Origin of the sequence: Priestia sp. YIM B13490 (assembly GCF_042787735.1) — a bacterium.
GTDB classification, from domain to species: domain Bacteria; phylum Bacillota; class Bacilli; order Bacillales; family Bacillaceae_H; genus Priestia; species Priestia megaterium.
This window is the reverse complement of the sequence record NZ_JBHZOT010000003.1, coordinates 154,866-167,886: the sequence shown is the minus strand read 5'-3', so window position 1 is coordinate 167,886 and position 13,021 is coordinate 154,866. Positions and strand designations below refer to the sequence as shown.

Sequence of the window (13,021 nt, the reverse complement as noted above, 5' to 3'; positions counted from 1 at the left end):
CCTCTCATTAAAATTGTAGCATGTGCCTTATACTCAGTCTAACGACTTGTTTACGCGTTTTCAATTTCTTCAATCAGCTCTGAAAGCTCTGCCCAGCGATCAAGCAGTGAACTTAATTCTTCGTTTGCTTTCTCTTGTTCTAACGATAGGTTATGCGCTTTTGTATAATCGCTGCCCGCCTGTTCAATTTCACTTGTTAAGCGTTCAATTTCTTCTTCTTTTGCTGCAATATTATCTTCGATTTCTTCCCATTCTTTTTGTTCTTTATACGTTAAGCGACGCTTTTTCGTTTTCTCCGGCTGTTTTGGCTTTTCTTCTTTCACTTTAGCCTGCTGAACCATTGCCTGCTTCTTCTTCATCGCTTCTTCCAATTGATCTGTATAAGCGCCAAAATAAATCGAAATGTTTCCTTCTCCTTCAAAAACTAGTAAGTAATCTGCTACTTTATCTAAGAAATAGCGATCATGCGATACGGTGATCACAACACCTGGAAATTCTTCGAGATAGTCTTCAAGCACCGTTAGCGTTTGAGTATCCAAATCATTAGTCGGCTCATCTAGAAGCAAAACATTCGGCGATGTCATTAATAATTTCAACAAGTATAAACGACGGCGCTCTCCTCCGGACAACTTTTGAATGGGTGTTCCGTGCGTATGTGAAGGAAATAGAAATCTCTCAAGCATTTGCGAGGCAGAGATCATTTTCCCATCCGTCGTATGCACAACCTCTGCCGATTCTTTAATATAATCAAGCATGCGTTGATTCAAGTCCATATCATCGCTTTCTTGGGTATAGTAAGCAACTTTAACCGTTTGTCCTCTGTCAATTTCACCGCTGTCCGGCTCAATGCGTCCTGCAATCATATTCAACAGGGTAGACTTTCCGCTTCCATTTTTTCCGACAATTCCAATTCGATCTTGTTTTTTCACGATGTGCGTAAAGTCTGAAAGAATGATTTTATTTTCATACGTCTTAGACACATCTTTTAATTCAAACACTTTTTTCCCAAGGCGACTGCCTGCTAAACTTAAATCCAGTGATTCTTTTTCAGAGGAATCGATTTTCCCTTCTAATTCATCAAATCGCTGAATACGCGCTTTTTGCTTAGTCGTACGTGCTTTTGCTCCTCTGCGAATCCAAGCCAACTCATTGCGGTATAAGTTGCTTAATTTTGCTTGAGTTGCTTTTTCCTGATCTTCTCGAATCGCTTTTCCTTCTAGAAAAGCAGCATAGTTTCCTTTATAGCTATATAAATTTCCACCGTCTAATTCAAAAATTCGGTTTGTAACAGCATCCAAAAAATAGCGATCATGAGTAACAAGCAGCACGGCTCCTTGATACTTGGATAAATATTCTTCGAGCCATTTAACGGTCTCATAATCTAAGTGGTTAGTCGGCTCATCTAAGATCAGTAAATCAGGTGTTTGAATTAGACTTTGCGCAATGGAGACGCGCTTTTTCTGTCCACCTGAAAGCTCACCAATTTTTGCACTCATATTTGAAATTCCAAGCTTCGTTAAAATCGACTGTGCGTTAGAATTGGCTTCCCACGCGTTCATCGCATCCATTTTCTGTTGCAAATCATACAATGTTTGCTGATTTTTTTCGTTTGCAGAGTCTTGCTCTAACGCATACAGAGCTAGCTCATAGTTTTTTAATAAGTTAAGAAGAGGCGTATCTCCGCTGAAAACTTGCTCCAAAACCGTTAAGTCTTCATCAAAATCCGGATGCTGTGGTAAATATGTCACGCTGTAGTCTTTAGCATGAACAATATCTCCTTCGTCTCCGAGCTCTAAACCTGCGATAATTTTAAGAAGCGTTGATTTCCCTGTTCCGTTTACACCGATTAAGCCGATTCGCTCATTTTCCGTAATGGTAAATGTTAGTTGATGAAACAGCTCTTTTTCTCCATACGTTTTTGTTAAGTTTTCAACAGTCAGCATTTTCATAATGATAATTCCACTCTTTCTTAAATTGAACTAAAAATTCTTTCAGATATGTATGTCGCTCTTGCGCTAGAGACCGTGCTGTTTGAGTATTCATTAACGCAGTGAGCTTTAATAACTTTTCATAAAAATGTGCAATAGCCGTTGATTTCCCGTGTCTGTATTCTTCTTCCGTCATCTCACTTCGTACAGCAATGTTTTCATCATACAAAGCCGTGCCTTTAGCACCTGCATACATAAACGTACGTGCGATACCAATTGCACCGATCGCATCTAAACGATCTGCATCTTGAACAATTTGACCTTCAAGCGTAGCCATAGCCGGACGGTTTCCGCCTTTAAATGACATCGTTTGTAAAACGTGAACGATATGCTTGCAGTTCTCTTCTTCTACCTGCTGACTCTTCAGCCACTCCCACACTTCTTCGTACGCCTTTTCAACATCTTCCACTAGCTTATCATCTACAACATCGTGTAAAAGCGCGGCTAGTTCGATAACTTCACGATTGCCGCCTTCTTTTTTATATAAAAGCACTGCATTTCGACGCACGCGATCGATATGCTGCCAGTCATGACCCGTTGTGTCATGCGCAAGCTTTGCTTGAACCCACTTTTCCGTTTCCACTATTTTATTCATTTGCTCACCTCAATTATATCCACCATTATTTTAGCACAAAGTGAGGCGCTCGTCTCACTGACAGCGGATCACCGGTTGAAAATCCTCGCTGAAAAATAAAAAACAGATGGAGATCCATCTGCTTTTACAGCAAGGATTTTATATCTTTTTGAATATCTTTTGGTGCAGTTTGAGGTGCGTATCGCTTCACGACTTCACCTTGACGATTCACTAAAAACTTTGTGAAATTCCACTTTATCCCTTTGGAACCTAGTAGACCCGGTGCTTGTTCTGTTAAGTATGTAAATAACGGATGTGCATGCTCCCCTTTTACATCTACTTTTGCAAACATCGGAAACGAAACGCCATAGTTTAACTCACAAAATTGTTCAATATCATTTGAACTTCCTGGCTCTTGACCGCCGAACTGATTGCAAGGAAAACCTAGAACCGTTAGGCCGTTTTCTTTTTCTTCTTCGTACAGCGCCTGCAAATCTTTATATTGAGGGGTGAAGCCGCACTTGCTAGCTGTATTCACAATCAACAGCACGTCACCTTGATAGTTAGATAGCGATACGTCTTCGTCTTTAATTGTTTTTGCCGAGTATTCATACACGCTCATCAAAACGCCTCCTTTTCCCTATTGTAATTCACTTTATTTCGGAAGTACAACTGAAACGCTCTTATGATTTGTCATAAAGAACCTTTAACTGATCAGTCGTTTGCAGCATGTAATCAATCATCTCGATTAAATCTCCTACTTGGTCTTCGTAAATAAATCGGTTAAAGGTTACCTCAATATTGTTTTCGTATTCGCTGCCTCCGACTTCATGAGTAATACGCTGCTTCACAACTCTTGTTGTTCCCCAGATCCGCTCACACATTTCCTGTATATTTTGAAATTCAGCTTCTTCAAACGGTTTTTGTTTTTTTAGCTGAAAATCAATATAAACTGTACACCCTGGTTTTTCTACACGGGAAGGCGTTAATTCGGCATGAATGTTGTCTAAGTCGGTTGATAAAGTTAGCGACGCGGTACAGCAAAAATGCTGTTGAAAAGAAATGCGGTACGTTCGAGTAAACTGAGCTAAGTCTACAAAATCTTCGCGATTCGTAACAGATACTTGCCCAGACAAGTCAAGATCATAGATCTCTCCTTCTACAACAACTTTTAAATTATCAAATACAATTGGATCAAACATTTCAACTACTTCCTTTTTTATAAAATACGAACAGTCAGCTCTTCTTCTTTCTTGCCAAATTAATTCATAACATACCTGTTATTTTGTTTTATCTTGCAAGAAAGAGATTGAGACCCAACTAAGTCCACCCAATCTATATCTAGAAGCCACTACACCCATGAAACTTCTTTTTACCATAACTATGAAAAAATCCGAACGAGTTTGATTCTTCATCAAGAATCTTGCTTCATCGTTCGGATTTCCCTTCAAATAAAATACTCTTACCCTAGCCTCTTCTCTTAAAAAATCCCTAGTGCATGTCCATTCTCGTCAATATCCATATTGAGCGCAGCAGGTTTTTTTGGAAGGCCAGGCATTGTCATAATTGAACCTGTTAGCGCCACGAGAAACCCAGCTCCGAGTGAAGGACGGAATTCCCTTACCGTAATCTTAAAATCAGTTGGTCGCCCAAGCTTCGTCTGATCATCACTTAACGAATACTGCGTTTTGGCCATACAGATCGGCAGATGATCCCAACCGTTTGCTTCAAATTGCTGTATTTGCTTTAACGCTTTTGGAGCAAAATCTACGCCTTGTGCTCCGTATACGGTTTTAGCAATAGCTTCTACTTTTTCTGGAATCGAAGCCGACACATCGTAAAGAGGAGAAAACTGACTTTCTGTCTCGTTCATGACTTCAAGAATTTTTTCAGCAAGCATGACGCCGCCTTCTCCGCCTTTTTCCCATACTTCTGTTAAAGCAACTGGAACATTCTTTGAATCACACCAATTCATAAGTGCTTCTACTTCACCTTTTGAGTCCGTCACAAAACGGTTCACGGCTACAACGTAAGGAACGCCGAATGCCTGAATCGTTTCAATATGCTTTTCCAGATTTTCAATTCCCGCTTCTAAAGCCTCAATGTTTTCTTCATTTAAACCCTCTTTAGGAACGCCCCCATGCATTTTCAAAGCGCGAATTGTTGCAACGATTACCACCGTTTCTGGTTTAATATCTGCCATACGAGCTTTAATATTCAGGAATTTTTCTGCGCCTAAATCTGCCCCGAATCCCGCTTCTGTTACTACATAGTCGCCTAGTTTTGCAGCCATTTTTGTGGCAATGACGCTATTGCAGCCGTGGGCAATATTAGCAAAAGGACCTCCGTGAATGAGGGCTGGAGTATGTTCCAACGTCTGTACAAGGTTTGGTTTAATCGCATCTTTTAAAAGAAGAGTAAGCGCTCCTTGTGCACCTAAGTCTGCAACCGTTACAGGCTCATTGTCCATGTTATAAGCTACCACAATAGATGCTAAGCGACGCTTCAAGTCTTGTAAATCTGACGCTAAGCAGAAAATAGCCATAATTTCTGATGCCACCGTAATATCAAATCCATCTTCTCGAGGAACACCCTGCATCGGACCACCTAATCCAATGACGACCTGACGCAGCGCGCGGTCATTTAAATCTACCACTCGTTTCCACGTGATTTTACGTGTATCAATACGCAATTCATTTCCTTGATGTATATGGTTATCTAAAATAGCTGCCAGCGCGTTGTTAGCTGTTGTAATGGCATGCAGGTCTCCAGTAAAGTGTAAGTTAATATCCTCCATTGGAAGCACTTGAGCATAACCGCCGCCAGCGGCACCTCCTTTAATTCCCATTACCGGACCAAGAGATGGTTCACGCATGGCGACAATCGCTTTTTTACCTAATCTATGTAATGCCTGAGCTAAGCCAACCGTCACTGTCGACTTCCCTTCTCCTGCTGGAGTTGGATTAATAGCTGTAACTAAAATCACTTTTCCATCTTGTTTTGTGTGTAAACGTTCCATAACGGACAAAGAAAGCTTGGCTTTATAATGTCCGTACGGCTCTAGCTCGGCTTCTAAAATATCCAGGTGCTCGGCAATCTCTTTAATCGGTTTAATCGTTGCCTCTTGTGCAATTTGCAAATCACTTTTTATTTGCTTCTTAGTTGTCATATAAAAACCCCTTTTCTGCTGAAAATTCTTTTTAAACACTTCATCAAAAAAGGATAAAATCCATTTTCTGGGGGAGATATGAAGTTTAATAAATACAAGAACGACTGTGCTATAAATTTTACTGAGTTTCAGTCAAGCTAAAAAAGCATAGCAACGCTCCAGTTTAACCTTATTGTACCATTTCATTTTAGCCATTACGCATATTAATGCTCTTTTTTTTCAAAATTCAATTGCTTAATATTCTGTATATTCCTATAATAGTATATTGTACATAAATGTTGGACCTCATCTTCACGTGAGAAAGAACATTTATACGCGTCATTACTTCGAAATCGAATAGGAGGAATTTTATTGCCTATTAATATTCCACGTGATCTTCCGGCAAAAGAAATTTTAGAAAAAGAGAGAATTTTCATCATGGACGACGTGCGCGCGGTTAACCAAGAAATTCGCCCGCTTAATATTGTTATCCTAAACTTAATGCCGGAAAAAGAAAAAGCTGAAACGCAATTATTACGTTTACTCGGGAACTCACCGCTGCAAGTGCATATTACACTTCTTTATACGGCAAGCCATAAAGCAAAAACAACGAGTAAAAATCACCTAGATCAGTTTTATAAAACGTTTGAACAAATTAAAGAACGAAAATATGACGGAATGATTATTACAGGGGCACCTGTAGAACATATACCATTTGAAGAAGTAAACTACTGGAAAGAGCTTCAAGAAATTATGGATTGGTGTAAAACAAATGTGACTTCTACCCTTCATATCTGTTGGGGAGCTCAAGCCGGACTTTATCATCACTTTGGCATTGACAAGCGACCTCTTTCTGATAAATGCACGGGTGTATTTACGCATGTGGTATCGAGTGAAGAACCGATTAAGCTGCTGCGAGGATTTGATGATGTCTTTTATTCTCCTCATTCTCGTCACACCGACGTCGACATGAATGAAGTAAAAAACCATCCTGGCCTTGAGCTTCTTTCCTACTCTGAAGAAGCTGGTGTTTATATGGCTATGTCTAAAGACGAAAAGTTTGTTTTCGTTACAGGTCACCCAGAGTACGACGTTCAAACGCTACAGGAAGAATTTCTTCGAGATACAGAAAGAGGGCTAGAGCCAAAGCTTCCGGAACACTATTTCCCAAACAATGATCCTGACAAAAACCCTTTAAAAACATGGCGTTCTCATGCCAACCTGCTGTTTATGAATTGGTTGAACTATTATGTTTACCAAGAGACTCCATATCTGTGGGAATGAAAGAACCGATCTGTCCCAGTGTTCAATTAAAGTTACGCATGCTCTTTTTGTGTTAAAACTGCAGCAAATGAGAAATAAAATAGAAAACCTGCTGCTCGTTTAGAGAAGCAGGTTTTCTATTACTAATTCTTCTTTATTCCGCAATTAAAGCTTTCTTTCAAAAATTCAGCATCAACAACACTGCTTTTGAGATCCAACACTCACATACTATTGCTCATTCTCCCTTTTCATCTTCATTTAGTTTTGTTTCATCCATTTCCTTCTTTTGTTCTTCTACCATTGTGTCCAGCCACTGGGGCGGCTTGCCGTCTTGGCTTTCATTGTATACTTCCGATATATCTTTTTCTTCCAAAGAGGATAAGATGTCATGAATGTCATTTTGATTGCCTAAAATATTACCAAATCCTTGACTCACTTTTTTATGACTTCTGAAGTTTGTGGGAAAGTTATTACCAAAATTTACAGCTGAAGCATCTTCAATTGTGCCAATGTGGATGTCACCTATGCTAAAAGTTGATTCTAGAGCTTGATCAGGCTCCCTCATTTCTTCCGTATGGGTTAGTGTATAAGGGACACTTCTTTCATTAATTTTAACTGATATTTCAGAAGGACCCTTTTCTTTATTATTCTGACTACCCGATTTTCGATTGACATCAGATTCATTTGTTGTTTTTTTACCTTTGTTTCCCGGCGCTTGATATTGATTCGTTTGCGAAGGAAAAGTATTACCAATATTCAAAGTTCCACTAAGTTCCTTTACATCAATATGCTCTAAATAATAAGACAGTTCGTCCAAGTTTAGTGTTTGAACGTTCTCTATATCTAAATGAAAAGAATGAACCGTTTTTTTTGAAAGTTCATTCATGTTTTTTTCTAAATCTGTAAGCCTTTTTTCAATGTTTTGGAGTATATTCAGCACCTTTTCATCCATAGAGTTTGACCCCTTATTTGATTTAACACTTTTAGCCCATCTACAACATATAATAGTGTATTAGATGACTTCTATTAATGTCTCATATGTATCGGGAGGAATTATGAAAATACATCTTCGTTCTCCTCAGATCGTTTTTGATGATCTCACCGTAAATTCGGTTAAAAACAACGCAGGAGTTTTTATAGGGAAGAATGTGCAACAAAATTGGGAAACTACAATCAGCAGCAGTAATTCAGGTTTTGGAACAATTTTGGGAGATGATAATCAACTATCCTATAACACACATCTTGTTCTTGGTGAAGATGATGTAAATGATTCTTTTGAACAGGTCAGAAAGGAGGATTGACTCTACGTTTTTATTAATCATTCTTTTTAGGGATTTTCGCAATGGTGGTATTATTTAAAATTTTATTAGAATCACCAACTACTTTTCCGAAACCATCAGAAATTCGACTTTTATGATTCCACTTATATTGAATATTAACGCCGTAAAATAGGCCTGAACTATTTTGAATTTTGTTTACTTTAATCGAATGATAGTGAATATTAGCCATGGACAACACCTCACAGACAGAAGTTTGCTTCATCACATTCAATATAAAACTGAAAATACATTATCTTATGTTTAAATTCTTATCTGTTCACCTCAAATTGAACGTCTCTTTAACCATTTGAGCTTTTACGTCTTTTCTATGATACTTACTCCGTTTACGATAAAAGTATTCCTGTCATTACCTTTTAGTCTATGTTAATAGCTGCGATTACACCCTAAAATAAGCTAGCAAAAAACCATCTGTATAAAAGATGGCTTAACTCTATTACTAATCTATTCTCGCCACTCTGACAGAATAATTAATAGAGTGCTTAATTGGGTATTTGCAGAACCCGTTTTTCCTCATTTAACTTTGTGTAACAGGGGCGTTGTTGACATCTATATTTTCGGAAAAATAGGAATCAACGACATCATTATCGTTAATGATATTTACAATTTGAGAGGCAAAGTTGTTATAGCCGATTATTTCACTAAACCCCGTATTACTTTTCCAATTTACTTGCCAATCTGATTGAGTATTTTCCCCTGTGAAAATACCAGAATTAGTAGAAATATACGTAACATTAAGATTAGTAAATTTTATAATCAACTTTTTCAACTTCTTTCATCTTCTTTTTCCCTAGAATTGAGAAACGGGCTGAGGATTAATATTTTCCGGCTGGGTAATTGGAATGTCACAAACATCTTGATCATTGATGATATTCGTACTGCCCAGTATAGCTGAATTTACAGAAAATCCGTTTCCTAAGTTAAATTTACCTTGGGAATTCCAATCTGGCTGGCTATTTTGACCCGAAGCAATTACTGAATTGGAAACCATACTTACCACATTTATTTGGTTGAAAATGACGGAAACAGGCATTAGTCAATTCCTCCGTTTTCTAAAATTTTAATGTAGTATATGCTTCCTTCTAAAGTATGGTTCAATCGATTTTCTGCAATCAAAAAATGTTAGTTAGGTCTTACAGCTATTCATTTTATCTATTCTTCTTATAAATCATTTTACACTGCCCTTAATCAGCAAGCCTGAAGGGAGGAAATTATTGATTATCCTTAATAAAGAAAAGTATTTAGTTATCTTTGTGCACAGCTATGTTTTTCTTTTCAATTTGCATTTAGAATATAGTTTTATCAAATAAATAAAGAGATTGAGACATAACGAAATCAATCTACAGACAAACAAACGGGATAAATGGTCTAGTATGGATCGCTTGTTTCACCGGTATTGATTTCGACGCAAGACGTCGCTTTCCGCGGACGGCCGATGAGCTTCCTCGCCACTTTTGCTCCTGCAGGGTCTCACCTCTTCCGCTTTTCCCCCAGAACTCTTCACCTTAGAAGCACCTACATACAGCCTACGTTCACCCTACCAATGAAAAAATCCGAACGTGTTTGATTCTTGATGGAGAATCAAACACGTTCGGATTTTCTTGTCCCAGCTTTTTTTAAAGTTCTTTAATATATTCAATGACCGAATCTGGAAATTCGTTTCGAATTCCGCAATTCCCACAATAAAATCCGCTATATTCGTCTGTCGCAACGTACTGTCTTAAAAGAAACAATGTTAACCTGTTTGGGAGACCGCATTCTGTGCAAAACGCCAGGTATTTGCTGCGCTGTCTGTTTGCTGACATACGTTTCATCCTTTCGATTAACTATAGAAAGCGTTTTCTTATTTATATGGAGCTTTCTTATTAGTTTATGACAGCAATTACGGTCTACCTCCAATTATTGTCGCGACGAGAAGGGCGGAATAAACGCAGAATTAAATTAATTATAAGCACAATAGCTAAAATGTTAATTAACAACCCAAAAATCCCGCCCAGTGCACCCATATGACCAAGCAAACCCCCAAATAACATCCCTGCCAGGCCGCCATAAAGCAGTCCACGGGCGAATCCTCCTCGTTTTGAACGGGTAACTCCTCGATTTACAGTTCCATTTCTGCGGTTTGAAAAATTAGACCTCGGCTCATTTTGTCTAACGCTTGGCTGTCTATTAAAGGACCGCTTCCCCGAACGATACGACCTTGCACTTACGTTATAGTCATCATGATAGGAAATATATTCAGCTAAGGGAGATAAACTTAGCGAAAAAATCAATGCTACGGCAATCATTATTTTTTTCATCTGCTTTTTCTTCCTTTCTTCACCTAATAGTAACTGTTTATTATAGTACGCTGTTTCATGCATATCATACGCTTTGACACAAAAGGGAAATTCAGCTTCATACAAAATTTTTAATCGGGTATCATAACGTTATACTTTGCCCTAGAAAGGAGCGTGCATGTACATGATACGAAGAATTAGCATACTGCTTTTTACACTGTGTTTCTTATTTAATGGAGCCCTTCCTGCACTATGTAAAGCGGAACAAGTAAAAAATGTAGCTGTGCGTGACCGTTTGCTTTATCAAGGTAATAACCAACTAAAGCAAACCGCCCTAACATTTGATGATGGACCGGATCCGCGCTTTACTCCACATGTATTGGATCAATTGAAAAAGCATGGTATTAAAGCAACCTTTTTTCTTATTGGGGCAAAAGCTCACGAACACCCTGAGCTGGTGAAAAGAATGGTAGCCGAAGGTCATGCTGTTGGGATTCATACCTATTGGCACCCCAATTTACTAAAGGAATCTACTGAAAAGTTTCACTGGGAAATTGCCAAAACTCAGGCTATTATTAAAAACATTACCGGTTTTGAAACACAGCTGTTTCGTCCTCCATATGGAAATTTAACGAAAGAAATGATCAACGAGCTGCCAAATGAAAATGTCTATGCGATTAACTGGTCTTCTGATTCATTAGACTGGAAGCAAATCCCAGAAACAGAAATCACCAATAATGTATTTAAGAACATGCATGCCGGAACAATTGTTTTGATGCACGACGGCGGCCATTGGACCATGGACCTTTCTAACACCGCAAAGTCACTGGATACCATCATTCCTAGACTTAAGCAAGAAGGATATCATTTTGTGACCGTCCCAGAACTTTTGCACATCCCTTATCCAAAAAATTAAGCTCCAAAGAGTTTCTGATTTAGAAACTCTTTGGAGCTTTACGATTTCCCTTGATAGAAAGTAAATATGCCTCTCCTACAAAAAGAGCGTGTCAAAAGATCTAATTCAAATCCATCTTAACACTCAAAAATATGCCTTATTTCTTCAAAACATTATCATACTAAAGATACAAAAAGAGACATTCTTTTTTTGTTCCATCCCTCTACAATAGAGGGAATTTACGGATAACCTCTAAAATAGGTTTTAAGTTGCATGATTAGGAGTAAATATTACTATAACTACTCTCATATTTTTAGACAAGCTGCATATATATAAAATGAGAGAGTCGAACGCATTCCACATATCCCTAAATTTCTTCTTCTCACAAAAAAATTGACGAACTTTTTTTGTCAACAGGTGCGTATAGATATGATAGAATTCCTATATAATGACCTGGATTCATTTCTAAACAAGGAGTTTTGACTATGATTAATGAACAAGAGACGTTGTTATTTATTAAAGAACTTGGCCGCTTGTTGAAAGACTATCAAAACTGTTCAAACGCCTCTGTAAAAAGTGAAATATATAAAGATATCGTGTTGTTGAGCAATGTTATCCAGTTAGATCACGTGAACGTTTCTTACGCTTAGAAAATCCTTTTTATTTCTTTATAAATTTCAGTTTTTCTACTATAACTACAGAAAAGGAAGAAAGGAGACGATTTCCATCCATCTCCTTTCTTCCTTTTCTCGTTATCGGTTTTTATGGTTATTTAGAACATAGTTTTATTAAAATTATTGTAGAGTTTTTCGAGTGTTTTCGGTCCAACTATTCCATCTACCTGCAGATAAAGTGCTTGTTGAAAAGCTTTTACCGCTTTGAAAGTGGAAGACCCGAATATACCGTCTGCGCCTCCAAAAAGAGAATAACCTAAGTGAATAAGCATACGCTGAATTAACTGTACGTGATTTCCTCGATCTCCGTATTTAATTAACATGCTTGAAGCCTTTGGCGTCTGTTTTTTAGGTCCTTTTCCACTTCGAAGCTCCGACAAAGATAAACCGAATGTATATTGAAAATGAGGGTAATCTTTTAAGCTTGTCCAATCTCCTCCCCATTCCAACCCAATCCTTTTTCCTATCTCTCCCGCTTTGTTCCATCTTCGATCAATGGTCCAGTCAACTTTTCCGTCGTTATCAAGCAGCGCAATGTCAAAAGCTAGTCCATAGTTATGATAAGAATACCCGCCTTTGGCATTAGTCACAATACTTCCTGGTGTTGTTCGGCCTTGTGAATATAGTTTGTGCTGATGCTCTATCGATCTAAATCCTTCAGTGATACTAACAAATATGCTTTCTTTATATGCTTGCCCAATGAGCTCGTACGCTTTTTCCTGCACTATTTCATGTACATCTTGCAACTTATTTTCTGCTTTTTGTAACAGCTTGTCTAATGATAAATCACTCATACTCCCCACTCCTTAACTAGATGGCTTCTCCTTATATATACGTATAAGACGAACTCTAAGGGAGGCATC

At 38.2% G+C, this 13,021-nt stretch carries 16 protein-coding genes; 4 read left to right on the top strand and 12 right to left on the bottom strand.

Annotated elements, in window-relative coordinates; translation table 11 throughout:
• Nucleotides 1-50: 50 nt before the first annotated feature.
• The 5 genes from ACFX4R_RS10720 to ACFX4R_RS10700 form a co-directional block, all read right to left on the bottom strand.
• Nucleotides 51-1,949 carry an ABC-F family ATP-binding cassette domain-containing protein gene (locus tag ACFX4R_RS10720; protein WP_323618753.1) on the bottom strand — a complete coding sequence of 633 codons (1,899 nt, stop codon included), beginning with the start codon at nt 1,947-1,949 and terminating at the stop codon, nt 51-53.
• The gene (locus ACFX4R_RS10715) at nt 1,930-2,583 is read right to left on the bottom strand and encodes an HD domain-containing protein (protein ID WP_377569545.1); all 654 of its coding nucleotides are present in this window, start codon (nt 2,581-2,583) and stop codon (nt 1,930-1,932) included. The genes ACFX4R_RS10720 and ACFX4R_RS10715 overlap by 20 nt, the downstream gene beginning before the upstream one ends.
• A gap of 124 nt (nt 2,584-2,707) precedes the next feature.
• Nucleotides 2,708-3,184, bottom strand: a complete 477-nt coding sequence (locus ACFX4R_RS10710; RefSeq protein WP_377569543.1) for a glutathione peroxidase — start codon at nt 3,182-3,184, stop codon at nt 2,708-2,710.
• A 61-nt stretch (nt 3,185-3,245) separates the two neighbouring features.
• A complete protein-coding gene (locus ACFX4R_RS10705; protein WP_043982023.1) occupies nt 3,246-3,764 on the bottom strand; it encodes a hypothetical protein in 519 nt (172 codons plus the stop codon).
• Nucleotides 3,765-4,042: 278 nt separating this feature from the next.
• Nucleotides 4,043-5,731: a formate--tetrahydrofolate ligase gene (locus tag ACFX4R_RS10700; protein WP_043982021.1), complete on the bottom strand. Its 1,689-nt coding sequence runs from the start codon at nt 5,729-5,731 to the stop codon at nt 4,043-4,045.
• Between the two features lie 351 nt (nt 5,732-6,082).
• Between ACFX4R_RS10700 and metA the strand changes: the two genes are divergently transcribed.
• Nucleotides 6,083-6,994 (top strand): homoserine O-acetyltransferase MetA, encoded by a 912-nt coding sequence (gene metA, locus ACFX4R_RS10695; protein WP_043982019.1) that lies wholly within the window; start codon nt 6,083-6,085, stop codon nt 6,992-6,994.
• Between the two features lie 214 nt (nt 6,995-7,208).
• Here the strand turns inward: metA and ACFX4R_RS10690 are convergent, their stop codons facing one another.
• Complete coding sequence (locus ACFX4R_RS10690) at nt 7,209-7,925, bottom strand: hypothetical protein (protein WP_230185263.1); 717 nt, start codon at nt 7,923-7,925, stop codon at nt 7,209-7,211.
• 103 nt (nt 7,926-8,028) lie between these two features.
• Here ACFX4R_RS10690 and ACFX4R_RS10685 point away from each other — a divergent pair, with 103 nt between their 5' ends.
• Nucleotides 8,029-8,274, top strand: coding sequence for a hypothetical protein (locus ACFX4R_RS10685; protein WP_043982015.1), 246 nt, complete (start codon nt 8,029-8,031; stop codon nt 8,272-8,274).
• Nucleotides 8,275-8,287: 13 nt separating this feature from the next.
• Here ACFX4R_RS10685 and ACFX4R_RS10680 read toward each other — a convergent pair whose 3' ends face one another.
• The 5 genes from ACFX4R_RS10680 to ACFX4R_RS10660 form a co-directional block, all read right to left on the bottom strand.
• On the bottom strand, nt 8,288-8,482 hold the full coding sequence (locus tag ACFX4R_RS10680; RefSeq protein ID WP_162214094.1) for a hypothetical protein: 195 nt from the start codon (nt 8,480-8,482) through the stop codon (nt 8,288-8,290).
• A gap of 345 nt (nt 8,483-8,827) precedes the next feature.
• Nucleotides 8,828-9,079: a hypothetical protein gene (locus ACFX4R_RS10675; protein ID WP_377569541.1), complete on the bottom strand. Its 252-nt coding sequence runs from the start codon at nt 9,077-9,079 to the stop codon at nt 8,828-8,830.
• A 21-nt stretch (nt 9,080-9,100) separates the two neighbouring features.
• Nucleotides 9,101-9,301: a hypothetical protein gene (locus ACFX4R_RS10670; protein WP_225049698.1), complete on the bottom strand. Its 201-nt coding sequence runs from the start codon at nt 9,299-9,301 to the stop codon at nt 9,101-9,103.
• 625 nt (nt 9,302-9,926) lie between these two features.
• Nucleotides 9,927-10,115: a hypothetical protein gene (locus tag ACFX4R_RS10665; protein ID WP_014460480.1), complete on the bottom strand. Its 189-nt coding sequence runs from the start codon at nt 10,113-10,115 to the stop codon at nt 9,927-9,929.
• 84 nt (nt 10,116-10,199) lie between these two features.
• Nucleotides 10,200-10,610, bottom strand: coding sequence for a hypothetical protein (locus ACFX4R_RS10660; RefSeq protein WP_028408813.1), 411 nt, complete (start codon nt 10,608-10,610; stop codon nt 10,200-10,202).
• Nucleotides 10,611-10,773: 163 nt separating this feature from the next.
• Here ACFX4R_RS10660 and ACFX4R_RS10655 point away from each other — a divergent pair, with 163 nt between their 5' ends.
• Nucleotides 10,774-11,505, top strand: a complete 732-nt coding sequence (locus tag ACFX4R_RS10655; protein ID WP_162214092.1) for a polysaccharide deacetylase family protein — start codon at nt 10,774-10,776, stop codon at nt 11,503-11,505.
• Nucleotides 11,506-11,969: 464 nt separating this feature from the next.
• On the top strand, nt 11,970-12,134 hold the full coding sequence (locus ACFX4R_RS10650) for a hypothetical protein (protein ID WP_013056680.1): 165 nt from the start codon (nt 11,970-11,972) through the stop codon (nt 12,132-12,134).
• Nucleotides 12,135-12,256: 122 nt separating this feature from the next.
• On the opposite strand, the gene ACFX4R_RS10645 is transcribed toward ACFX4R_RS10650, so the two are convergent.
• The gene (locus ACFX4R_RS10645) at nt 12,257-12,952 is read right to left on the bottom strand and encodes a peptidoglycan-binding protein (protein WP_230185265.1); all 696 of its coding nucleotides are present in this window, start codon (nt 12,950-12,952) and stop codon (nt 12,257-12,259) included.
• Nucleotides 12,953-13,021 lie beyond the last annotated feature (69 nt).